This is a genomic window from Pseudomonas sp. BN515, assembly GCF_029873155.1.
Lineage (GTDB): Bacteria > Pseudomonadota > Gammaproteobacteria > Pseudomonadales > Pseudomonadaceae > Metapseudomonas.
Genome location: NZ_SSOH01000043.1, coordinates 139,901 through 159,703, shown reverse-complemented (window position 1 = coordinate 159,703; position 19,803 = coordinate 139,901). Strand labels below are relative to the sequence as shown.

The 19,803-nt window shown below is 64.8% G+C and carries 21 protein-coding genes; 8 read left to right on the top strand and 13 right to left on the bottom strand.

The window, feature by feature from the left end; all coding sequences use genetic code 11:
• Positions 1 to 166: 166 nt before the first annotated feature.
• The 3 genes from E8E91_RS11940 to E8E91_RS11930 all read left to right on the top strand — a co-directional run bounded on the left by E8E91_RS11940 (position 167) and on the right by E8E91_RS11930 (position 2,511).
• Positions 167 to 1,024: an SDR family oxidoreductase gene (locus tag E8E91_RS11940; RefSeq protein ID WP_280375906.1), complete on the top strand. Its 858-nt coding sequence runs from the start codon at positions 167 to 169 to the stop codon at positions 1,022 to 1,024.
• Positions 1,025 to 1,026: 2 nt separating this feature from the next.
• Positions 1,027 to 1,827: an AraC family transcriptional regulator gene (locus E8E91_RS11935; RefSeq protein WP_280375905.1), complete on the top strand. Its 801-nt coding sequence runs from the start codon at positions 1,027 to 1,029 to the stop codon at positions 1,825 to 1,827.
• A 69-nt stretch (positions 1,828 to 1,896) separates the two neighbouring features.
• Positions 1,897 to 2,511 carry a LysE family translocator gene (locus E8E91_RS11930; protein WP_280375904.1) on the top strand — a complete coding sequence of 205 codons (615 nt, stop codon included), beginning with the start codon at positions 1,897 to 1,899 and terminating at the stop codon, positions 2,509 to 2,511.
• Between the two features lie 81 nt (positions 2,512 to 2,592).
• Here E8E91_RS11930 and E8E91_RS11925 read toward each other — a convergent pair whose 3' ends face one another.
• The 6 genes from E8E91_RS11925 to E8E91_RS11900 form a co-directional block, all read right to left on the bottom strand.
• Entirely contained in the window at positions 2,593 to 3,327 is a 735-nt protein-coding gene (locus E8E91_RS11925; protein WP_280375903.1) for a hypothetical protein, read from the bottom strand.
• 55 nt (positions 3,328 to 3,382) lie between these two features.
• A complete protein-coding gene (locus E8E91_RS11920) occupies positions 3,383 to 3,763 on the bottom strand; it encodes a RidA family protein (RefSeq protein WP_077524919.1) in 381 nt (126 codons plus the stop codon).
• A 28-nt stretch (positions 3,764 to 3,791) separates the two neighbouring features.
• Positions 3,792 to 5,900, bottom strand: a complete 2,109-nt coding sequence (gene spoT, locus E8E91_RS11915) for a bifunctional GTP diphosphokinase/guanosine-3',5'-bis pyrophosphate 3'-pyrophosphohydrolase (RefSeq protein ID WP_190829188.1) — start codon at positions 5,898 to 5,900, stop codon at positions 3,792 to 3,794.
• Positions 5,901 to 5,960: 60 nt separating this feature from the next.
• Positions 5,961 to 6,224 (bottom strand): DNA-directed RNA polymerase subunit omega, encoded by a 264-nt coding sequence (rpoZ, locus tag E8E91_RS11910; protein ID WP_151138412.1) that lies wholly within the window; start codon positions 6,222 to 6,224, stop codon positions 5,961 to 5,963.
• A gap of 178 nt (positions 6,225 to 6,402) precedes the next feature.
• Complete coding sequence (gmk, locus tag E8E91_RS11905; protein ID WP_280375902.1) at positions 6,403 to 7,023, bottom strand: guanylate kinase; 621 nt, start codon at positions 7,021 to 7,023, stop codon at positions 6,403 to 6,405.
• Between the two features lie 12 nt (positions 7,024 to 7,035).
• A complete protein-coding gene (locus E8E91_RS11900) occupies positions 7,036 to 7,899 on the bottom strand; it encodes a YicC/YloC family endoribonuclease (RefSeq protein WP_280375901.1) in 864 nt (287 codons plus the stop codon).
• 139 nt (positions 7,900 to 8,038) lie between these two features.
• On the opposite strand from E8E91_RS11900, the gene rph reads away from it, so the two are divergent.
• Together rph and E8E91_RS11890 are read left to right on the top strand one after the other, a co-directional pair.
• Entirely contained in the window at positions 8,039 to 8,758 is a 720-nt protein-coding gene (rph, locus tag E8E91_RS11895; protein ID WP_190829192.1) for a ribonuclease PH, read from the top strand.
• Between the two features lie 28 nt (positions 8,759 to 8,786).
• A complete protein-coding gene (locus E8E91_RS11890) occupies positions 8,787 to 9,152 on the top strand; it encodes a DUF4870 domain-containing protein (RefSeq protein WP_190829194.1) in 366 nt (121 codons plus the stop codon).
• Between the two features lie 55 nt (positions 9,153 to 9,207).
• Here the strand turns inward: E8E91_RS11890 and E8E91_RS11885 are convergent, their stop codons facing one another.
• Positions 9,208 to 9,987 carry an exodeoxyribonuclease III gene (locus E8E91_RS11885; protein ID WP_069086259.1) on the bottom strand — a complete coding sequence of 260 codons (780 nt, stop codon included), beginning with the start codon at positions 9,985 to 9,987 and terminating at the stop codon, positions 9,208 to 9,210.
• A gap of 80 nt (positions 9,988 to 10,067) precedes the next feature.
• Between E8E91_RS11885 and pyrE the strand changes: the two genes are divergently transcribed.
• Entirely contained in the window at positions 10,068 to 10,709 is a 642-nt protein-coding gene (gene pyrE, locus E8E91_RS11880) for an orotate phosphoribosyltransferase (protein ID WP_190829196.1), read from the top strand.
• Between the two features lie 22 nt (positions 10,710 to 10,731).
• Positions 10,732 to 11,325 carry a DUF4124 domain-containing protein gene (locus E8E91_RS11875; RefSeq protein WP_280369932.1) on the top strand — a complete coding sequence of 198 codons (594 nt, stop codon included), beginning with the start codon at positions 10,732 to 10,734 and terminating at the stop codon, positions 11,323 to 11,325.
• A gap of 6 nt (positions 11,326 to 11,331) precedes the next feature.
• On the opposite strand, the gene E8E91_RS11870 is transcribed toward E8E91_RS11875, so the two are convergent.
• From E8E91_RS11870 to coaBC, 5 genes are all read right to left on the bottom strand, one after another.
• Positions 11,332 to 11,775, bottom strand: coding sequence for a thioesterase family protein (locus E8E91_RS11870; protein WP_280375900.1), 444 nt, complete (start codon positions 11,773 to 11,775; stop codon positions 11,332 to 11,334).
• Positions 11,776 to 11,834: 59 nt separating this feature from the next.
• On the bottom strand, positions 11,835 to 12,740 hold the full coding sequence (gene argB / locus E8E91_RS11865; protein ID WP_280369936.1) for an acetylglutamate kinase: 906 nt from the start codon (positions 12,738 to 12,740) through the stop codon (positions 11,835 to 11,837).
• Positions 12,741 to 12,761: 21 nt separating this feature from the next.
• Positions 12,762 to 14,159 carry a phosphomannomutase/phosphoglucomutase gene (gene algC, locus E8E91_RS11860; RefSeq protein ID WP_280375932.1) on the bottom strand — a complete coding sequence of 466 codons (1,398 nt, stop codon included), beginning with the start codon at positions 14,157 to 14,159 and terminating at the stop codon, positions 12,762 to 12,764.
• A 1,235-nt stretch (positions 14,160 to 15,394) separates the two neighbouring features.
• Positions 15,395 to 15,850 carry a dUTP diphosphatase gene (gene dut / locus E8E91_RS11855; RefSeq protein ID WP_151138393.1) on the bottom strand — a complete coding sequence of 152 codons (456 nt, stop codon included), beginning with the start codon at positions 15,848 to 15,850 and terminating at the stop codon, positions 15,395 to 15,397.
• A gap of 6 nt (positions 15,851 to 15,856) precedes the next feature.
• Positions 15,857 to 17,065 (bottom strand): bifunctional phosphopantothenoylcysteine decarboxylase/phosphopantothenate--cysteine ligase CoaBC, encoded by a 1,209-nt coding sequence (gene coaBC / locus E8E91_RS11850; RefSeq protein ID WP_280375898.1) that lies wholly within the window; start codon positions 17,063 to 17,065, stop codon positions 15,857 to 15,859.
• A 136-nt stretch (positions 17,066 to 17,201) separates the two neighbouring features.
• On the opposite strand from coaBC, the gene radC reads away from it, so the two are divergent.
• Positions 17,202 to 17,876, top strand: coding sequence for a DNA repair protein RadC (radC, locus tag E8E91_RS11845; RefSeq protein WP_280369940.1), 675 nt, complete (start codon positions 17,202 to 17,204; stop codon positions 17,874 to 17,876).
• On the opposite strand, the gene E8E91_RS11840 is transcribed toward radC, so the two are convergent.
• Positions 17,873 to 19,447 carry an ABC transporter substrate-binding protein gene (locus tag E8E91_RS11840; protein ID WP_280375897.1) on the bottom strand — a complete coding sequence of 525 codons (1,575 nt, stop codon included), beginning with the start codon at positions 19,445 to 19,447 and terminating at the stop codon, positions 17,873 to 17,875. The genes radC and E8E91_RS11840 overlap by 4 nt on opposite strands.
• Between the last annotated feature and the right edge of the window lie 356 nt (positions 19,448 to 19,803).

Genomic DNA, 19,803 nt, shown 5'->3' with positions numbered 1-19,803 from the left:
GAGCGTCGGCCTGGACCGAAGGGTTGGCATTATTGCAAGTAATTCTTGTTTGTAAAAGTGACTTTATATCAATGACGCTACAGCTCGGAGCTTCGCCCCCTTCGCGGTCCGATTTGGCGATAGCCAGTAGTGCCCCTATCCTGAGGACTTTTTCGGAGCCTCCCCAATGTCCGATACCCCTATTCTCCTGATTGCCGGCTGTGGCGACGTCGGCAGCCGGCTGGCGCAGCAAATGCTGCAGGCTGGCTGGACCGTCCATGGCCTGCGTCGCCAGGTCGCAGCACTGCCGGCGGGTGTCCTGCCGGTGGCCGGCGATCTGGAGCAGCCCGCCTGTCCAACCGCCTGGCCGCAAGGGCCGCTGGATTACCTGGTCTACTGCGTGGCGGCTTCCCAGCCTGACGAAGTGGGCTACCGTGCTGCCTATGTCGAGGGCCTGCGACACGTCCTTGGCTGGCTGGCCGAGCGTGGCCAGACGCCGCGCCGGCTGCTGTTCGTCTCCAGTAGCGGTGTTTATGGTCAGCGCGATGGTGAGTGGATCGACGAAACGTCACCCGCCGAAGCCGAAAGCTTCTCAGGCAGCGTGATGCTGGAAGCCGAGCGCATCGCCCAGGACAGCGGTATCCCCGCGACGCTGGTGCGCCTCACCGGAATCTACGGTCCCGGACGCGAATGGCTGCTCAAGCAGGTACGCATGGGCTACCGGGTGGTCAGCGAGCCGCCGCTCTATGCCAACCGTATCCACGTCGACGATTGCGCCGGTCTCCTGGCTCATCTGCTCAAGGCCGAAGCCGGCGGCGTGGCGCTGCAGGACTGCTATATCGGCGTCGACGATGCGCCGGCTCCGCTGCATGAAGTGGTGGGCTGGCTGCGCGAGCAGATGGGGGTAACCGAGTGGGCCGAGGAGTCCACCGTGCGCCGTTCCGGCAGCAAGCGCTGCAGCAACGCCCGTGCCCGCGCCCTGGGCTGGGTGCCGCGCTACCCGAGCTATCGCGAAGGGTACGCGGCCATCCTCGGCGAGCCCTGAGGATGGACGCCAACCGCATGCTGGCCCGCCCCTGGTTGCCTGGGGTGGAGCTGTTCCATGCGGATTTTTCCGGGCAGCAGTTCGGCCGGCATAGCCATGATGCCTTCGCCATCGGCGCCATCCTCGAAGGCGTTGGCGGCTATCAATGCCGGGGCGCGCGACATGCCCTGCCGGCCGGCACCCTGTCGCTGATGAATCCGGAGGAGCCCCATACCGGCCATGCCGAATCCGAGCGGCTGGTCTATCGCATGCTCTATGTCGAGGAGTCGCGCCTGCCCGCATTGCTCGGGCGCAAGCGCCTGCCCAGCGGCTTCCGCGAGCTGAATCCGGCCGATGACGGGCAGGTAGCGGCCGGGTTGGCACGCTTGGCCGCGGAGTTCGAGCGTGGCGATGCACTGGCCGTGGAAAGCGAGCTGCTGGAGGTGCTGGAGCGGGTGTTCATTCGCCACGGTGGCTTGCGCGCGGCAGCGCCTGCCGCGCGCGATGGCGGCGTGACGGCTTTCCTGCGCGACTACCTGGAGGCGCACTACGCCGAGGCGGTGAGCCTCGAACAGCTGGCGGGCTTGGTCCAGCGCCATCCGCGCCACCTGATTGAAGCCTTTCGTCGTGCCTACGGCGTGCCGCCGCATACCTACCTGTTGCAACGTCGGGTGCGTGAGGCCAAGCGCCTCTTGCTGGGTGACCAGTCGCCGCTGGAGGTGGCGCTGTCCCTGGGGTTCTACGACCAGGCGCATTTCTCCGGCACCTTCAAGCGCTTTACCGGCGTGACGCCCGGGCACTTCCGTCGCTCTGCCCGCACCTGAGTTTTCTCCAAGACTGCCGCCCCATCCGGCTTCGACACTGCCTGCCGTGTTCCTCGGAGGTTCGAAGCCATGCTCGCGTTGTTCCTGCTGGTCGCCAGCACCCATTTCGCCGCCCTGCTGTCGCCAGGTCCGGATTTCTTCCTGCTGTTGCGCGCCGGATTGGTGAAAGGTCTGCGCCATGCTGATGGCTGCGCCGCCGGGATCGCCCTGGCGAACCTGCTGAGCATGCTGCTGGTACTGCTGGCGATGAGCCTGTTGCCCGAGTCGGGTGGGACGTTCTGGCTGGTGCTGCAAGTGGTTGGCGGTGGCTATTTCGTCTGGATCGGTGGCCAGGCACTGCTGGCCCGGCGAGAGCTGGTGCTGCCGGAAGCCGAGACCGGCCAGCGCGGCTCATGGCGCCATGGATTCACTGAGGGTTTGCTGGCCAGCAGCCTGAATCCAAAGCTGCCGATTTTCTACGCGGGCCTGTTTGGTGTGTTACGCAATGCGGCGATGCCGGGGTGGGGGCTGGCCATGAGCATGGCCTGGATGACCGCTGTGGTGCTGTTCTGGGATATGGCGCTGGTGCGGCTGCTCGGTTATCCGCGCTGGCGTGGTTGGCTGCAGTTGCGAGTCAGGGCGCTGGATAGGCTTTGTGGAGCGTTGCTGCTGGCGCTGGGGCTGTGGCTGGTGGTCAGCGTGTAGGAGCGAGCTCTGCTCGCGATCGGCACGGCACGGAGCTTCGCGAGCAGAGCTCGCTCCTACGTCCGTGCGTGCGGGAGAAACTTAGTCGCGCTCCAGTAGCCAGGCGCGCTTGCCGGGGGCGTACTCGGGCATTTCGTCGATCTGGGCGCGGTTGCGCGCTTCCAGGATTTCCAGTTCATCACCATCGTGAACGAAGATCCAAGCGGCGCCCTGGTTACCGTTCTGCAGCCAGATGCTGTCGTTTTCGCCACTCATGGCCGCGCAGTCGCCAGCCAGGCAGAGGGCGTAGCGATTCGCGCCCGGCAGGCCTTCGAGGCTGCCATCGGCGTTGAACTTGACCAGACCGCCCTCTCCCTGGCCTTCGACGATCTTCCAGTCGCCGCCAAGGTAGGCGGAGTAGAGCGCATGCTCGAAGGCGCTGCCCGGTGGGGCGCCTTCTGCCGGAGCTGTCTCCGGATGGACGAAACGCTGCTCGGGAAGGTTCTCGCTGGCCTGCTGCACCAGCTCGTTGCCGTCCACTTCCAGCACTTCGTGGTAGTCGCCGTAGAAATCCACCCGCCAGTTGCCATCTTCCTGGGCCGCGAGACGGCCTTCACCCAGCTCGAAGCCATTGCTGTAGTGGGCTTCGCCGGTCTTCTGGTCGATCTGCCATTCCAGGTTCGGGCCGTAGGCGAGCAGGGATTCACGCAGCTTGCCCTCCTTGGCCGCGGCGTTGATCGCCGCCTGGTTGATCCAGATGCCGCTAGGGTCAGACGGGGTGCTGGAGCAGCCGCCAAGAATGGCCGCGCAAAGCAGCAGGGGGAGGGTGTAGCGCATTTCGGATTCCTTCCGGAACGGTGCCACGGGCCGGACGGCCCGTGGCGGGGACGAATTATTCGAGGACCAGGATGGCGTCCATTTCCACCTGGGAGCCGCGCGGCAGGGCGGCAACGCCGATGGCGGCACGGGCGGGGTAGGGCTGCTCGAAGTAACGGCCCATGACTTCGTTGACCTTGGCGAAGTGGGACAGGTCGGTCAGGAAGATGTTCAGCTTGACGATGTCCTTGAAGGAACCGCCGGCGGCTTCGGCCACGGCCTTCAGGTTTTCGAACACCTGTACGGTCTGGGCTTCGAAGCCTTCAACCAGTTCCATGGTTTTCGGATCCAGCGGGATCTGGCCGGACATGTAGACGGTATTGCCGGCCTTGATGGCCTGGGAGTAAGTGCCGATGGCGGCGGGGGCCTTGTCGCTGCTGATGACGGTCTTGCTCATGAGAACTCCTTGGGTTTCTTGGGATCGGCTACGCCCGCACGCGGGTGATACGGATCACCCCCTTGAGCGCACGCAGCTTCTTGATCACGCGGGCCAGATGCACACGGTCGTGCACGCTGACTACCAGCTGGACCACGCTGATGCGGCCATCGCGCTCGTCCATGCTGATTTTCTCGATATTGCCATCGGCGGCATTGACGCTGCTGGCGAGCAGGGCGATCAGGCCGCGCTGGTGCTCCAGCTCCACGCGCAGTTCGACATTGAACTCGCCGGCAACGTCCTTGGCCCAGGACAGCTGGATGCATTTCTCCGGGTTGTGCCGGATTTCGCTGATGTTCTTGCAGTTTTCCAGGTGCACCACCATGCCCTTGCCGGCGGACAGGTGGCCGACGATGGGGTCGCCCGGGATCGGCGTGCAGCACTTGGCGTAGCTCAGCACCAGGCCCTCGGTGCCACGGATCGCCAGCGGACCCTCGGGGTTCGGCAGCTGCTCGCCGTCGCTGGCCAGCAGGCGACGGGCGACCACGTAGGCCATGCGATTGCCGAGGCCGACGTCTTCCAGCAGGTCTTCGATCACGTCCAGGCGGTACTCGCCGAGGACGGCCTGGATGCGCTCGGGGCTGATCTTGTCCAGGTGGCTCTCGAAGCCGGCCAGTGCCTTGTTCAGCAGGCGTTCGCCGAGGCTGATGGATTCGGAGCGGCGCTGCTGCTTGAGGGCGTGGCGGATATGGGTGCGTGCCTTGCCGGTGACGACGAAGTTGAGCCAGGCCGGGTTTGGCCGGGCGCCCGGCGCGGTGACGATCTCGACCGTCTCGCCGCTCTGCAGCGGTTCGGACAGCGGCGCCAGGCGGCGGTTGATGCGGCAGGCGATACAGGTGTTGCCGACATCGGTGTGCACGGCGTAGGCGAAGTCGACCGCGGTGGAGCCTTTCGGAAGCTCCATGATGCGGCCCTTGGGCGTGAACACGTAGACCTCGTCGGGGAAGAGGTCGATCTTCACGCTCTCGATGAATTCCAGGGAGTTGCCGGCGCGTTGCTGCAGTTCCAGGATGCCCTTGACCCACTGGCGGGCGCGGGCGTGGGTGCCCTTGGGCTGGTCGTCCTCGGTGGACTTGTACAGCCAGTGGGCGGCGATGCCGTTGTTGGCCATCTCTTCCATTTCGCGGGTGCGGATCTGGATCTCGATGGGCACGCCGTGCATGCCGAACAGGGTGGTATGCAGCGACTGGTAGCCGTTGGCCTTGGGAATCGCGATGTAGTCCTTGAAGCGACCGGGCAGCGGCTTGTACAGGTTGTGCACGGCGCCGAGCACGCGGTAGCAGGTGTCGACCTTGTCGACGATGATGCGGAAGGCGTAGACGTCCATGATTTCGTTGAACGCCCGGCGCTTGCCGCGCATCTTCTTGTATATGCTGTAGAGGTGCTTCTCGCGGCCGATGACCTCGCCTTCCATGCCTTCACGACGCAGGCAGTTGGTCAGCGATTCCTCAATCTTGTTGACGATTTCCTTGCGGTTGCCGCGGGCGCGGCGCACTGCAGCGCGGATGCGCTCGGAGCGCATCGGGTGCATCGCCTTGAAGCCGAGGTCCTCGAATTCCACGCGCATGCTGTGCATGCCCAGCCGGTTGGCGATGGGGGCGTAGATTTCCAGGGTTTCCTTGGCGATGCGCCGGCGCTTCTCGCCGGACAGCACTTCCAGGGTGCGCATGTTGTGCAGGCGGTCGGCCAGCTTGACCAGGATCACGCGGATGTCGCGCGCCATGGCCATGGCCATCTTCTGGAAGTTCTCGGCCTGGGCTTCGGCCTTGGACTCGAAGTTCATCTGGGTCAGCTTGCTGACCCCGTCCACCAGCTCGGCGACGGTTTCGCCGAATTGCCCGCTGAGGGCTTCCTTGGCGATGCCGGTGTCCTCGATCACGTCATGCAGCATCGCGGCCATCAGGCTCTGATGGTCCATGTGCATGTCGGCGAGGATGCTGGCTACGGCGAGCGGGTGAGTGACGTAGGCTTCACCGCTGCGACGGCGCTGGCCGTCGTGCGCCTGCTCGGCGTAGAAGTAGGCTCGGCGCACCAGGTTGACCTGGTCGGCGCCGAGATAGGTCGAAAGTCGTTCGGCAAGGGCGTCTATGCTCGGCAAGATATTTCTCCTTGCCGGCCTTCGTTACCCTGCGCCGTGCGACGTCGACCAGGCATAGGATCAGAGGGCCTCGTTGGCCTCGTCCTCGAATGCGGCGAACAGCGGCTCTTCTTCAACGATGTCTTCCTGGGCGACGACTTCGTAGTCGACCAGGCCGGCAGCGATTTCGCGCAGGGCGACTACGGTCGGCTTGTCGTTTTCCCAGGCTACCTTCGGCTCTTTGCCGCCGGTGGCCAGCTGACGGGAACGCTTGGTAGCGAGCATGACCAGCTCGAAGCGGTTGTCGACGTTTTCCAGGCAATCTTCAACAGTAACGCGGGCCATGGTGTTCCTCGTAGCACGAAATGGGTGGCTGATACTTTGCCCGGATCGGGCGAGCGGACTGAATAGTCTAAAAAATCGCCACCATTTAGGGAAGCGCCGATTTTCGGCGCTCCTGTGGTGGAGTGTGGCTCAAGGCGGGCCAGGGAACCAGCTATCGCCGTAATAGACGCTTTCGCGCCTACTCGAGCAGGCGCGCGAGCAGGGCGCCGTGACGAACCTGCTGCGGGGCGTGAAGCAGCTGGTTGGCGCGGAAAATGGCCTTGAGATCGTCCAGGGCAGTGGCGAAGTCGTCGTTGATCACCAGGTAGTCGTACTCGACGTAGTGGCTCATCTCGCTGACTGCTTCACGCATGCGGCGCTCGATGATCTCGTTGCTGTCCTGGCCGCGGTTGTCCAGGCGCTGGCGCAGGGCTTCCTGGCTCGGCGGCAGGATGAAGATCGACTTGGCCAGGGGCATCAGGTGGCGGACCTGCTGGGCGCCCTGCCAGTCGATTTCGAGGATCAGGTCATGGCCCTCGGTCAGGGTCTGCTGGACCCAGCGCTGGGACGTGCCGTAGAGGTTGCCGAAGACTTCGGCGTGCTCGAGGAAGTCACCGTGCTCGAGCATGTGCACGAACTCTTCGCGGGACACGAAGTTGTAGTTCACGCCATCCACCTCGCCCGGGCGCATGCCGCGGGTGGTGTGGGATACCGAGACGCGGATGTTCGGCTCGGCGTCGATCAGCGCCTTGACCAGGCTGGTCTTGCCGGCGCCGGAAGGGGCGGAAACGATGTACAGGGTGCCGGGGGTGGCGGTCATGGGGGCGTTCTCTTACTCGATGTTCTGGACTTGTTCGCGCATCTGCTCGATCAACACCTTGAGGTTGACCGCAGCCTGGGTGCTGCGCGGGTCGAAGGCCTTGGAGCCCAGGGTGTTGGCTTCGCGGTTGAGCTCCTGCATCAGGAAGTCCAGGCGGCGGCCGGCGGCACCGCCGGCCTTGAGTACGCGGCGGACTTCGCTGATGTGGGTGCCGAGGCGGTCCAGCTCTTCGGCGACATCACTCTTCTGCGCCAGCAGCACCATCTCCTGTTCCAGGCGTTGCGGGTCCAGCTCGGCCTTCATCTCGGTGAAGCGGTCGAGGATCTTCTGGCGCTGGCCGGCAAGCATCTGCGGAACCAGTGCGCGCAGGGCAGTGACTTCTTCCTGCATGGCGTCCAGACGTTCATTGAGCAGGCGGGCCAGCTCGGCGCCTTCGCGGGAGCGGCCGTTCTTCAGCTCGGCGAGGGCCTGGGCGAAGGCTTCCATGGCAGCGGCGTTGAGCGCTTGCGGATCGGCGGCATCGGCTACCAGCACGCCCGGCCAGGCAAGCACTTCCAGGGGATTGAGCGGTGCCGGTTGCTGGATCAGCGCGGCGACGCTCTCGGCGGCCTGGATCAGTTGGCTGGCGCGCTCGCGGTCCACCTGCAGCGGCTTGCCGGCGCTTTCTTCGGCCATGCGCAGGGTGCATTCCACCTTGCCGCGGGAGAGGCCCTGGCGCAGGGCCTCGCGCACCGGGCCTTCGAGGTCGCGGAAGGCTTCCGGCAGTCGCAGATGGGGTTCGAGGTAGCGGTGGTTCACCGAGCGTAGTTCCCAGCTCAGGGTGCCGTGGGAGCCGGCCCGTTCGACGCGGGCGAAGGCGGTCATGCTGTGCACCATGGGGTTTCCTCTTCTCGGTTTCGGCGATCAAAGGAGGGGATTGTAGCCCAGGCGGCCTGCGCCTCCCAACGCGGCGATGTCCCCCATGCCGTCGGGCCTCTATAATGGCGGCAGATTTCTCCCGAACAGGTAAGCCCCCATGAAACGTCCCAGTGGCCGCGCGGCCGATCAGCTGCGCCCGATCCGCATCACCCGCAACTACACCAAGCATGCCGAAGGCTCGGTGCTGGTGGAGTTTGGGGATACCAAAGTGATCTGCACGGCCAGCGTCGAAGCCGGCGTGCCGCGTTTCCTCAAGGGACAGGGCCAGGGTTGGCTGACCGCCGAATACGGCATGCTGCCGCGTGCCACCGGTGAGCGTAACCAGCGCGAAGCCAGCCGTGGCAAGCAGGGCGGCCGCACCCTGGAAATCCAGCGTCTGATCGGCCGCTCGCTGCGCGCTGCGCTGGACATGACCAAGCTGGGCGAGAACACCATCTATCTGGATTGCGATGTGATCCAGGCCGATGGCGGCACCCGTACCGCGTCCATCACCGGCGCCATGGTGGCCCTGGTGGATGCGCTGAAAGTGCTGAAGAAGCGTGGTGCCCTGAAGGGCGAGCCGCTGAAGCAGATGGTCGCCGCGGTGTCCGTGGGCATTTACCAGGGCGAGCCGGTGCTGGACCTGGACTACCTGGAAGACGCCGCCGCCGAAACCGACCTGAACGTGGTCATGACCGATGCCGGCGGCTTCATCGAAGTCCAGGGTACCGCCGAGGGCGCACCCTTCCAGCCGGAAGAGCTGAACGCGATGCTCGAGCTGGCGCGCAAGGGCCTGAATGATCTGTTCGAGCTGCAGCGCGCCGCTCTGGCCGACTGACGCCGACATTGCACGAGGAGGTGCAGGAATGGACGAGCCAACTGAGTATCAGGAGCCTACCCGGGAAGTCCGGCAGTGGGCGATGTTCTGCCACTTCTCCGCCTTCCTCGGCCTGGTGTTCCCCTTTGGCAACTTGCTGGGTCCGCTGATCGTCTGGCAGATCAAGAAGGACCTCGATCCCTTCGTCGATGCCCAGGGCAAGGAAGCGCTGAACTTCCAGATCACCGTGGCGCTGGCCGTAGTGCTGTGCTTCCTGCTGATGCTGGTGGTGATCGGCTTCCCGTTGCTCGGCCTGGTGAGCATCGGTGCGCTGGTGCTGACCATCATCGCCGGGATCAAGGCGAACGAGGGGCAAGCCTATCGCTATCCCTTCTGCTGGCGGCTGGTGAAATAGGCCGAATCGCGGACAAGAAAAAGCCGGCTCGAAAGCCGGCTTTTTTCTGCCTGGATCACACGCTGAGCAGCCAGTCGTAATCGACGATCAGCGGCGCGTGCTGCGAGAAGCGCGGCTGACGCGGCAGCTTGGCGCTACGTACGAAGCGGCGCAGACCCGGTGTCAGCACCTGGTAGTCGAAGCGCCAGCCGAGATTGAGCATCTCAGCCTGCTCGCTGTCCGGCCACCAGCTGAACTGGTCGCCTTCGCGGCTGACTTCGCGCAGGGCATCGACGTAGCCCATGTTGCCGAACACTTCGTCCATCCAGGCGCGCTCGGGCGCCAGGAAGCCCGGGATCTGCTGGCAGTCGCGCCAGTTCTTCACATCCAGCTTCTGGTGCGCAACGTACAGCGAGCCGCAGTAGATGTACTCGCGGCGCTTGCGGCGCTGCTTGTTCAGATAATGGGTGAGGTCGTCCATGAACTTGAACTTGTGGTTCAGGTTCTCGTCCCCGCCTTGCCCGGAAGGCAGCAGCAGGGTGGCGATGCTCACTTTGTCGAAATCTGCCTGCAGGTAGCGTCCGTACCGATCGCAGGACTCGAAGCCGAGTCCCCAGATAACCGCCTTGGGTTGCAACCGCGAATAGAGCGCCACGCCACCTTGGGCAGGCACTTCGGCATCGCCGGCATAGAGGAAATAACCATCCAGTTGGAAGGCAGGGTCGTCCAGGTCGAAGGCGGAGGCACGTGTGTCTTGCAGGCAGATCACGTCGGCATTCTGGGCTTGCAGCCAGCTGAGGAGACCTCGCTCGGCTGCTGCCTGAATACCATTCACGTTCACACTGATGATCCGCATAAATGGCCCCCAAAAACACGTGCGTGTATGATACCCGAGCTCTTTCTTTTTAGCTAAATCCGTGCCGTCCGAGGCTTTTCATGCAGGCGTACCAGCGCGATTTCATTCGCTTTGCCATCGAGCGCGGGGTTCTGCGTTTCGGTGAGTTCACTCTCAAGTCCGGGCGTACCAGCCCCTATTTCTTCAATGCCGGCCTGTTCAACAGCGGCCTTGCCCTTGCCAAGCTCGGCCGATTCTATGCGGCCGCCGTGGTCGATAGCGGCATTCCTTTCGATGTGCTGTTCGGCCCGGCCTACAAGGGCATTCCGCTGGCGGCTGCCACTGCCGTGGCGCTGGCCGAACATCATCAGATCGACATCCCGTGGTGCTTCAATCGCAAGGAAGCCAAGGACCATGGCGAAGGCGGCACCCTGGTTGGCGCGCCGCTCGAAGGTCGCGTGCTGATCATCGATGACGTGATCACCGCCGGTACGGCGATCCGCGAAGTCATGCAGATCATCCAGGCGCAGAACGCCCAGGCGGCTGGCGTGCTGATCGCACTTAATCGCCAGGAACGCGGCCAGGGCGAACTCTCGGCTATACAGGAAGTGGAGCGTGACTTCGGCATGCCGGTGGTCAGCATCGTCTCTCTGGAGCAGGTACTGGAGTACCTGGCTGGTGACGCCGAGCTGAAGAAACACCTGCCTGCCGTGGAAACCTATCGCGCCAACTTCGGTATCTGACCATTCGGGGCCGGGAGTCCTCATGCTGAAGCCGTTTGCACTTCGCTGCAGCCTGGCACTGGTCCTGTTGTCGCCGGCGTTGGCCGGCGCGGCGGAACTGTATCGCTACGTCGACGACAAAGGTGTGACCGTCCTGGATCGCCAGGGCGTTCCGCCGGAATACATCGGCAAGGGTTACGAAGTGCTCAATGAGCACGGGCGGGTCGTGCGTGTGGTCCCGCCGGCGCCGAGCCGTGAGGAAATGCAGCGTCTGCTGGATGAGAAGGCTCGCGCCAGGTCCGATGCCCAGTTGCTGCGTCTCTATACCAGCGTCGAAGATGTCGATCGTGCCCTGGAACGCAAGATGGCCGAGCTCGATGGCCTGATCGGCGTCGCCCGTGGCAATCAGCAATCGCTGCGTGCCCAGCAGTCCAGCCTGCAGACTCAGGCTGCGGAAAGCGAGCGCGCTGGACGCGAGGTGCCCGCCCACCTGGTGGAGCAGATCGACAACCTGCGCGACCAGCAGAAGAGCCTGGACAAGGACATCGCCCGCTACGAAAAGGACCGCGATATCGCCAAGGCGGGCTATGCCGCCGACCGTGCGCGGCTGGCCGAACTGCTTGGCGGCGCCCGCTAGCCGGCTTCAGTCGGCCGGCGCGATCCGTTCGAACTCCCGCACCCGCTCCCTCAACCAGTCCGGGAGCCGCACGCTTTTGCGGCTGCCGGCGTCCGCGTGCACGTATACCACTTCACCCGAGGTGAGTTGTTCTTCCCCGCGCCAGATGCCCAGCTCGAAAGCCATGCTCGCACTGCCCAGGCGACTGACGCGCACCCCGATGTCCAACTGGTCGTCGAAGCGTGCAGGCGCCAGGTACTCCAGCAGGGTCTTCACCGCGAAGAAGTCGCCGCCGTCCTTCAGCAGATCGGCCGGATAGGCCACGTCCATGGCGCGGAAGTACTCGGTGATCGCGACGTCGGCGTAGGTCAGGTAGTTGCCGTTGAAGACGATGCCTTGCGGATCGACCTCGGCCCAGCGCACGCGCAGGGGGTGGAAGAAGCGGAAGTCATCACGGGACAGCTTGGCCATTGCCGGCTCCTCAAAAAGAACAGGCCGGATCGCTCCGGCCTGTCTGGGTGTCGCTCCGCTTAGCTGCGCTTGCGGTTGGTGATCAGGGTGCCGACGCCTGTGTCGGTGAAGATCTCCAGCAGCACGGCGTGGGGTACGCGGCCATCGATGATGTGTGCAGCATTCACGCCGCCCTGCACGGCATCCAGCGCGCAGCGGATCTTCGGCAGCATGCCGCCGTAGATGGTGCCGTCGGCGATCAGGTCGTTGACCTGCTCGGTGGACAGACCGGTGAGTACCTTGCCCTGCTTGTCCATCAGGCCGGCGATGTTGGTGAGCAGCATCAGCTTCTCGGCCTTCAGTGCCTCGGCCACCTTGCCGGCCACCAGGTCGGCGTTGATGTTGTAGGACTCGCCGTTGGCGCCCACGCCGATCGGCGCGATCACCGGGATGAAGTCGCCCTTCACCAGCATGTTCAGCAGGTCGGTATTGACGCTGGCGACTTCGCCCACGTGACCGATGTCGATGATCTCCGGCTGGGTCATCTCGGGGGTCTGGCGGGTGACGGTGAGCTTCTTCGCGCGGATCAGCTCGGCGTCCTTGCCGGTCAGGCCGATGGCGCTGCCGCCGTGGCGGTTGATCAGGTTGACGATGTCCTTGTTCACCTGGCCACCCAGCACCATCTCGACCACGTCCATGGTCTGCGCGTCGGTCACGCGCATGCCGTCGACGAAGTGGCTCTCGATGGACAGGCGCTTGAGCAGGTCACCGATCTGCGGACCGCCGCCATGCACCACCACCGGATTGATGCCGACAGCCTTCATCAGCACCACATCGCGGGCGAAGCTGGCCTTCAGCTCGTCGCTCTCCATGGCGTTGCCGCCGTACTTGACCACCAGGGTCTTGCCGACGAAGCGGCGAATGTAGGGCAGTGCTTCGGACAGGACCTGGGCGACTTGGGAAGCAGCGTCGAGGCTGAGGGTCATGCTGGGCTCCAGTGACACGGATCAGAACGGCAGGTTGAGTTCAGGGGCGATGAGGGTGAGCTGGCTGCGGAACACCTGCTTGATGCGTTCCAGCTCTTCCTCGGTGTCGGCCTCGAAGCGCAGCACCAGCACGGGAGTCGTGTTGGAGGCGCGGCACAGGCCCCAGCCCTTCGGATAATCGACACGCACGCCATCGAGGGTGGTGAGGTTCGCTTCGCCCCAGTTGGCCTCGCGCTGCAGGCGCTCGATCAGGCGGAACTTGCTCTCGTCGGTGACGGTGATGTTGATTTCCGGAGTGGAGACGTCTTTCGGGAAGGCCGAGAACACAAGTTCGGCGTCACGCTTGTCCTGGCTGAGGATTTCCAGCAGGCGCGCGGCGCTGTAGATGCCGTCGTCGAAGCCGTACCAGCGCTCCTTGAAGAAGATGTGGCCGCTCATCTCGCCGGCCAGCAGCGCGCCGGTTTCCTTCATCTTCTTCTTGATCAGCGAGTGGCCGGTCTTCCACATCACCGGGCGGCCGCCATAGCCGCTGATGAGGGAAGTCAGGCGGCGGGTGCACTTGACGTCGAAGATGATGTCGGCGCCCGGATTGCGCGATACCACGTCCTTGGCGAACAGCATCAGCAGGCGGTCCGGGTAGATGATGGTGCCTTCGTTGGTCACCACACCGACGCGGTCGCCGTCGCCGTCGAAGGCCAGGCCCAGGTCGGCCTTCTCTTCCTTCACCTTGGCGATCAGGTCTTCCAGGTTCTCGGGCTTGCCCGGATCCGGATGGTGGTTGGGGAAGGTGCCGTCGACGTCGCAGTAGAGCGGAATCACGGTGCAGCCCAGGGCCTCGATCAGCTGCGGCGCGATCACGCCAGCGACGCCGTTGCCGCAGTCCACTACCACTTTCATGGGCCTGGCCATGGCGATGTCGTCGCGGATTTCACGGAAGTAGCGATCCAGTACGTCCACCACTTCGACGCTGCCGACGCCGCTGGCCAGGTCGTTGTTCTGGATGCGGGTGTGCAGGGCGGTGATCTGTTCGTTGGCCAGGGTTTCGCCGGCGACCATGATCTTGAAGCCGTTGTAGTCCGGCGGGTTGTGGCTGCCGGTGAGCATCACGCCGGATTTGCCGGCCAGCACGTTGGCCGCGTAGTAGAGCGCCGGGGTCGGCACCATGCCGACGTCGCTGACTTGGCAGCCGCAGTCCAGCAGGCCCTGGATCAGGGCCTGAACCAGTTCGGGGCCGGACAGGCGACCATCGCGGCCAACCGAGACGTTGGACTCGCCGCGGGCCAGGCTCTCGGAGCCGATGGCGCGACCTACCCAGTAGGCGGTCTCGGTGGTGAGGGTGTCGCCGACCACACCGCGAATGTCATACGCGCGGAAAATGCTGGCGGGCAGGGTGGGGGCGATCTGTTCGATGCTGGTCATGGCGGGGGCTTGCTCCAATCCCAGGAGGTCCTGGTCTTCGTCGAGGATGTCGATATCGAGAATGTCGGTATCTTGGAAAAGTGGGTCAGCCGATGCGGCTGGCTGTGCGGGAGCCGGGGCAACGGGGTTGCTGGCGACCGCCTGGGCCTGGCCGTTGTCCGGCGCCGGCTCGGATTTACGCCTGGGTTGGCGGGCGAGCGCCTGGGCCAGGTTGTCCAGCGCCGGCAGGCGCAGACTGAAGGCTTTGACGCTCTTGCCGTTCGAGAGTTCTTGCAGCATCTGATTGAGTTGCTGAGCGTCATCACGCAGCTTGCGCTGAAGCGTGCCCTGGTAAAGCTTCAGGCCCAGCACCGCGCCGCCCAGGGCGAGCAGTGCGGCCAGTGCCAGCAGCAGCGGAGAAATGCTTTCCCCGGTCAGCGCCGCGCCGGGAACGAAGCTGAGCTTCCAGTTCGGATTGCCGCTGTCCAGTGCGATGGCCGCGGCGTCGCCGGGCTGTCCGCGCTGGGCCAGTAGCTGGGCCGGGGCATTGTTGAACTGCTGGACCAGCTGCAACTGGCCAACGCCGTCCGGCAGTGCCGGCAGGCTGCGCATCAGGCGATCCAGGTCGAACACCAGCAACAGTGTGCCCTGGGGGGCGCTCTGATCGTTCAGGCGCAGCGGCGCGGCGCTGTAGATCAGCCAGCGTTCACCCACCTTGTAGGCTTCGGGGCTGGGCTGCTGACCGCCTTCCAGGCGACGCAGCAAGTCCAGCGCGGCGAAGTTCATCGGCGCGGCGCGCTGGCTGTTCTGCTGGGCCTGGCCGGGCAGGTTGAGGTGGGCGTCGATCACGCCGTCGCGATAGCCCAGTCCGCGCTCGGCGGTCATCAGCTGGCCGGCATCGCCACTGTTGAGGGCGTCGATCAGGCTCGGATCGTGGGCGGCCGCGGCGGTGTCGGCCCGCAACTGGGTGATGGCCTGGCGAAGGGCGGAGGCCTGGCTGTCACCCCAGGCCTGCGCAAGTTGTCCGGTTCGACTCTGCTCGGACGGGACAATCGCGCCGAACCAGAGCAGCGCGCCGGCAGCGGCCACGCCCGCGAGTGCGGCAAGTGCGCCCGGGAGCAGGTCGTCGGACTGCTTGCGGGCAGGCTTGGCCTCGGGCGAAAGGCGGGCTGTACCGTTGCCGGCGGCGTCCTTGCTGCGCTTGAAGAGTTTCACTGAACGTCTCCTAGGCGAATCGTCGTCCTGATTCTGGCTTGTCAGTGGCTGCCGGTGTGACCGAAACCGCCGGCGCCGCGCTCGCTCTCATGGAATTCGTCGACCAGTTCAAAGTGCGCCTGGACCACAGGCACCAGAACCAGCTGGGCGATGCGTTCGCCAATGGCGATGCGGAAGGCGGTCTGGCCGCGGTTCCAGCAGGACACCATCAACTCGCCCTGGTAGTCGGAGTCGATCAGGCCCACCAGGTTGCCCAGCACCACGCCGTGCTTATGGCCGAGGCCCGAGCGCGGCAGGATCAGCGCGGCCAGGCCCGGGTCGGCGATGTAGATCGACAGGCCGGTGGGGATGAGGATGGTCTGGCCCGGTTCGAGGACGACTTCTTCCTTGAGCATGGCGCGCAGGTCGAGGCCGGCAGAGCCTGGGGTAGCGTATTGCGGCAGGGGGAATTCGCTGCCGATGCGGGAATCGAGGATCTTGGCTTGCAGTGAGTGCATGGAATCTCAGGCCTGGTTGAGGCGGTCGGCGATGAAGGCGATCAGCTGGCGGGCGATCTTGCCCTTGCTGGTCTGGGCGAAGCTGCTCTGGCCCAGGTCGCGGTCGATGACGGTGATGGCGTTCTCCTCGCTGTTGAAGCCGATGCTGGGGTTGGCCACGTCATTGGCGACGATCAGGTCGAGGTTCTTGTCCTTGAGCTTGCGCGAGGCGTACTCGAGCAGGTTTTCGGTCTCGGCGGCGAAGCCCACGCTGAACGGGCGATCGGGTCGGCCAGCGAGCGTCGCGAGGATATCGGGGTTGCGTACCAGCTGCAGCAGCAGGCCTTCGCCGCTGGTCGGGTCTTTCTTCATTTTGTGCTGCGCGACCACTTCCGGGCGGTAGTCGGCGACGGCCGCGGCGGCGATCAGCAGGTCGCAGGGCATGGCCGCTTCGCAGGCGGCAAGCATGTCGCGGGCGCTGACCACGTCGATGCGGTTGACGCGGTCCGGGGTGGGCAGGTGCACCGGACCGGTGATCAGGGTCACCTTGGCGCCTGCTTCCACCGCGGCTTCGGCGAGGGCGAAGCCCATCTTTCCGGAGCTGTGGTTGGTGATGTAGCGCACCGGGTCGATGTTTTCCTGGGTCGGGCCGGCGGTGATCAGCACATGGCGTCCGGTGAGTGCGCGGTGCTCGAAGCAGTCGGCGGCGAGCTGTGCCAGTTCCTCGGCTTCCAGCATGCGACCGAGGCCGACGTCGCCACAGGCCTGGCTGCCGGCCGCCGGGCCGAACAGGCGCAGTCCGCGTTTGGCGAGGAGCTCCAGGTTGGCCTGGGTGGCCGGATCGCGCCACATGGCCTGGTTCATCGCGGGAGCGAGGGCAACCGGCGCATCGGTGGCGAGTACCAGGGTGGTCAGCAGGTCGTCTGCCACGCCCTGTGCCAGGCGCGCCATCAGGTCCGCAGTAGCCGGCGCGATCAACACCAGGTCGGCCCAGCGGGCGAGTTCGATGTGGCCCATGGCCGCTTCGGCGGCGGGGTCGAGCAGCTCGAGGTGAACGGGATGCCCGGAGAGGGCCTGGAGGGTCAGCGGGGTGATGAACTCGCGGCCGCCCTGGGTCATTACCACACGGACCTCGGCGCCCTGGTCGCGCAGTCGGCGAACCAGTTCAGCGCTCTTGTAGGCAGCAATGCCGCCGCCCACGCCCAGGAGGATGCGTTTCCGATAGAGCCGCTGCATAGGCCTGCCTTTTATGAAGTGGAAGATGCGCTACGGCGAAGGCGCCTCCCCAGGCCGATCGCCGCGCAAAAAAGGTGGGTTAAGATAGCACAGCGACTGCACTGGAACAGCGGCGCGGCTCAACCATGGAGGTGTCATGAGCATCCGTAATTGGCCTGCGGCGGAGCGTCCGCGGGAGAAGCTTCTCGAACTGGGTGCGGCGGCCCTTTCCGACGCCGAACTCCTTGCCATTTTCCTGCGTACCGGGGTGGCTGGCCGCAGCGCCGTCGACCTCGCCCGTCACTTGCTCAACGACTTCGGCAGCCTGCGCGCGTTGCTGGAGGCCGAGCTGCAGGACTTCAGCCAGCACCTTGGCCTCGGGCCGGCCAAGTTCGCCCAATTGCAGGCGGTGCTTGAAATGGCCCGTCGTCACCTGGCCGAAGGATTGCGCCGGGACTCAGCGCTGGAGAGCCCGCAGGCGGTGCGCGACTTTCTCAAGGCGCAACTGCGTCATTCCCATCACGAGCAGTTCGCCTGTCTCTTCCTCGATAGCAAGCACCGGGTGCTGGCCTTCGAAGTGCTGTTCCACGGCACCATCGACGGCGCCAGCGTCTATCCCCGTCAGGTGGTCAAGCGCGCTCTCGCGCACAACGCGGCCGCGCTCATCCTCAGCCACAATCACCCGTCAGGCATCGCCGAGCCCAGCGAGGCCGATCGCCAGCTGACCCACCGCCTCAAGGAGGCGCTGGCGCTGATCGACGTGCGGGTGCTCGACCACTTCATCGTCGGCGATGGCGAGCCCTTGTCGATGGCGGAGAGGGGTTGGATCTAATCCAGCCTCACCTTGGCGAAGTCCTGGCGACCGAAGGGGTTCACCTGGTAGCCCTCGACATTGGCGCGGGTCAGGGCGAAGGCGGTGGGATGGGCCAGCGGCAACCAGAGCGCCTGTTCGCGGATGATCCGCTGGGCCTTTTCATAGAGGCTGGTGCGTTCAGCCAGGTCGGCGTGGGTCTTGCCGTCGGCAATCAGCTTGTCCAGTTCGGCGTTGCAGTAGCGGGCGAAGTTGAGTCCGGACTGCACAGAAGCGCAGGAGAACTGCGGGGTGAGGAAGTTGTCCGGATCACCGTTGTCGCCTGCCCAGCCCATGAACAGCAGGTCATGCTCGCCAGCCTTGGCGCGGCGGATCAGTTCGCCCCATTCGATCACGCGGATCTCCGCCTGGATGCCCACCTTCGCCAGGTCGGCCTGCAGCAACTGGGCGCCAAGGCTTGGGTTGGGGTTGAGCAGGCTGCCGGAAGGGCGGGTCCAGATGGTGGTCTTGAAGCCGTCCTTCAGGCCTGCCTCGGCGAGCAGCGCTTTCGACTTTGAAAGGTCTTGGGGGTACGCCGGCAGGTCCTTGGCGTAGCTCCAGGTGTTCGGCGGATAAGGGCCATCGGCCGCGGTAGCGCTGCCTTCGAATACGGCCTTGATATAGCTCGACTTGTCGAAGGCGAGGTTGATCGCCTGGCGTACTTCGGGTTTGTCCAGCGGCGGATGCTGGCTGTTGATGCCGACGAAGGCAGTCATGAAGGCCGAGGTCTGGACCGTCTTGATGTTCTTGTCACCGGCAACGGATTGCACATCCAGCGGCTTGGGCGACAGCGCGATCTGGCATTCGCCGCGACGGAGCTTCTGCAGTCGCACGTTGGCATCCGGGGTGATGGCGAAGACCAGGCCGTCGACACCGGGCTTGCCGCCGAAGTAGTCCGGGTTGGCGGCGTAGCGAACAGCGGCGTCCTTCTGGAAGCGGCGGAAGACGAAGGGGCCGGTGCCGATGGGCTGGGCGTTGAGCTTCTCCGGTGTGCCGGCCTTCATCAGCTGGTCGGCGTATTCGGCTGAATAGATGGAGGCGAAGCCCATGCTGAGGGTAGCGAGGAAGGTGGCGTCCGGCTTGTTGAGGACGAAGCGCACCTGGTGGTCGTCCACCTTGTCGATGCTCTTGATCAGGCTCGGCAGCTGCATGGACTGCGCGTGGGGGAAACCGCTCTGGGCCACCTTGTGCCAGGGATTGGCCGGATCGAGCATGCGCTTGAAGCTGAACACCACGTCGTCGGCTGTCAGCGGGCGGCTTGGCTTGAAGTAGTCGGTGGAATGGAAGGCCACGCCCTGGCGCAGCTGGAAGCTGTAGGTCAGGCCGTCGGCGGAGACGTCCCAGCGCTCGGCCAGGCCCGGGACCAGCTTGCTGTTTTGTGCGTCGAACTCCACCAGGCGGTTCATCAGCACGTCGGCCGAGGCGTTGGTGGTGGTCAGCGAGTTGTACTGCACCACGTCGAAACCCTCGGGACTGGCCTCGGTGCAGACGCTCAAGGTGGCAGCCTGGGTGAGCAGCGGGGCTAATAGCAGTGGGAGGGCGGCGAGGCGCATGGCAAGCTCCTTTGCGGTGGGGAGGCTCGTTGCGAGCCAAAGGCCTTACCCTAGACCAAGCCCGGTCAGCGGACAATGCGTTGTGGGCGACGAGCGGTCGCTCCGCCCGGATCCCCTTGGCGTGGCGGTGCGGGCATAATTGCGGCTTCCCCGGGCCTGTGGGTAAATCGCTACGTCCCTTGCTGCACTAGGGGCTTTCTGATATAAAGCAGCGCTCTTTTCTGGGGGCCCGGTCTTTCGCAGTCAAATTGCGGCCGGTAAGACCCCGACGAGACGGGCGTTCAAGCGCCCACAAATGTGAGAGTTCAAGCGGCCAACCCATGCCGGGTTGGGCATGTGGTTTAGAGGGCTGAGGT

Bases quoted from the DNA above. Each gene is read 5' to 3' on its own strand.
- E8E91_RS11940 (WP_280375906.1), top strand. From the start codon at position 167: ATGTCCGATACCCCTATTCTCCTGATTGCCGGCTGTGGCGACGTCGGC.
- E8E91_RS11935 (WP_280375905.1), top strand. From the start codon at position 1,027: ATGGACGCCAACCGCATGCTGGCCCGCCCCTGGTTGCCTGGGGTGGAG.
- E8E91_RS11930 (WP_280375904.1), top strand. From the start codon at position 1,897: ATGCTCGCGTTGTTCCTGCTGGTCGCCAGCACCCATTTCGCCGCCCTG.
- E8E91_RS11925 (WP_280375903.1), bottom strand. From the start codon at position 3,327: ATGCGCTACACCCTCCCCCTGCTGCTTTGCGCGGCCATTCTTGGCGGC.
- E8E91_RS11920 (WP_077524919.1), bottom strand. From the start codon at position 3,763: ATGAGCAAGACCGTCATCAGCAGCGACAAGGCCCCCGCCGCCATCGGC.
- rpoZ (WP_151138412.1), bottom strand. From the start codon at position 6,224: ATGGCCCGCGTTACTGTTGAAGATTGCCTGGAAAACGTCGACAACCGC.
- gmk (WP_280375902.1), bottom strand. From the start codon at position 7,023: ATGACCGCCACCCCCGGCACCCTGTACATCGTTTCCGCCCCTTCCGGC.
- E8E91_RS11900 (WP_280375901.1), bottom strand. From the start codon at position 7,899: ATGGTGCACAGCATGACCGCCTTCGCCCGCGTCGAACGGGCCGGCTCC.
- rph (WP_190829192.1), top strand. From the start codon at position 8,039: ATGAAACGTCCCAGTGGCCGCGCGGCCGATCAGCTGCGCCCGATCCGC.
- E8E91_RS11890 (WP_190829194.1), top strand. From the start codon at position 8,787: ATGGACGAGCCAACTGAGTATCAGGAGCCTACCCGGGAAGTCCGGCAG.
- E8E91_RS11885 (WP_069086259.1), bottom strand. From the start codon at position 9,987: ATGCGGATCATCAGTGTGAACGTGAATGGTATTCAGGCAGCAGCCGAG.
- pyrE (WP_190829196.1), top strand. From the start codon at position 10,068: ATGCAGGCGTACCAGCGCGATTTCATTCGCTTTGCCATCGAGCGCGGG.
- E8E91_RS11875 (WP_280369932.1), top strand. From the start codon at position 10,732: ATGCTGAAGCCGTTTGCACTTCGCTGCAGCCTGGCACTGGTCCTGTTG.
- E8E91_RS11870 (WP_280375900.1), bottom strand. From the start codon at position 11,775: ATGGCCAAGCTGTCCCGTGATGACTTCCGCTTCTTCCACCCCCTGCGC.
- argB (WP_280369936.1), bottom strand. From the start codon at position 12,740: ATGACCCTCAGCCTCGACGCTGCTTCCCAAGTCGCCCAGGTCCTGTCC.
- algC (WP_280375932.1), bottom strand. From the start codon at position 14,159: ATGACCAGCATCGAACAGATCGCCCCCACCCTGCCCGCCAGCATTTTC.
- dut (WP_151138393.1), bottom strand. From the start codon at position 15,850: ATGCACTCACTGCAAGCCAAGATCCTCGATTCCCGCATCGGCAGCGAA.
- coaBC (WP_280375898.1), bottom strand. From the start codon at position 17,065: ATGCAGCGGCTCTATCGGAAACGCATCCTCCTGGGCGTGGGCGGCGGC.
- radC (WP_280369940.1), top strand. From the start codon at position 17,202: ATGAGCATCCGTAATTGGCCTGCGGCGGAGCGTCCGCGGGAGAAGCTT.
- E8E91_RS11840 (WP_280375897.1), bottom strand. From the start codon at position 19,447: ATGCGCCTCGCCGCCCTCCCACTGCTATTAGCCCCGCTGCTCACCCAG.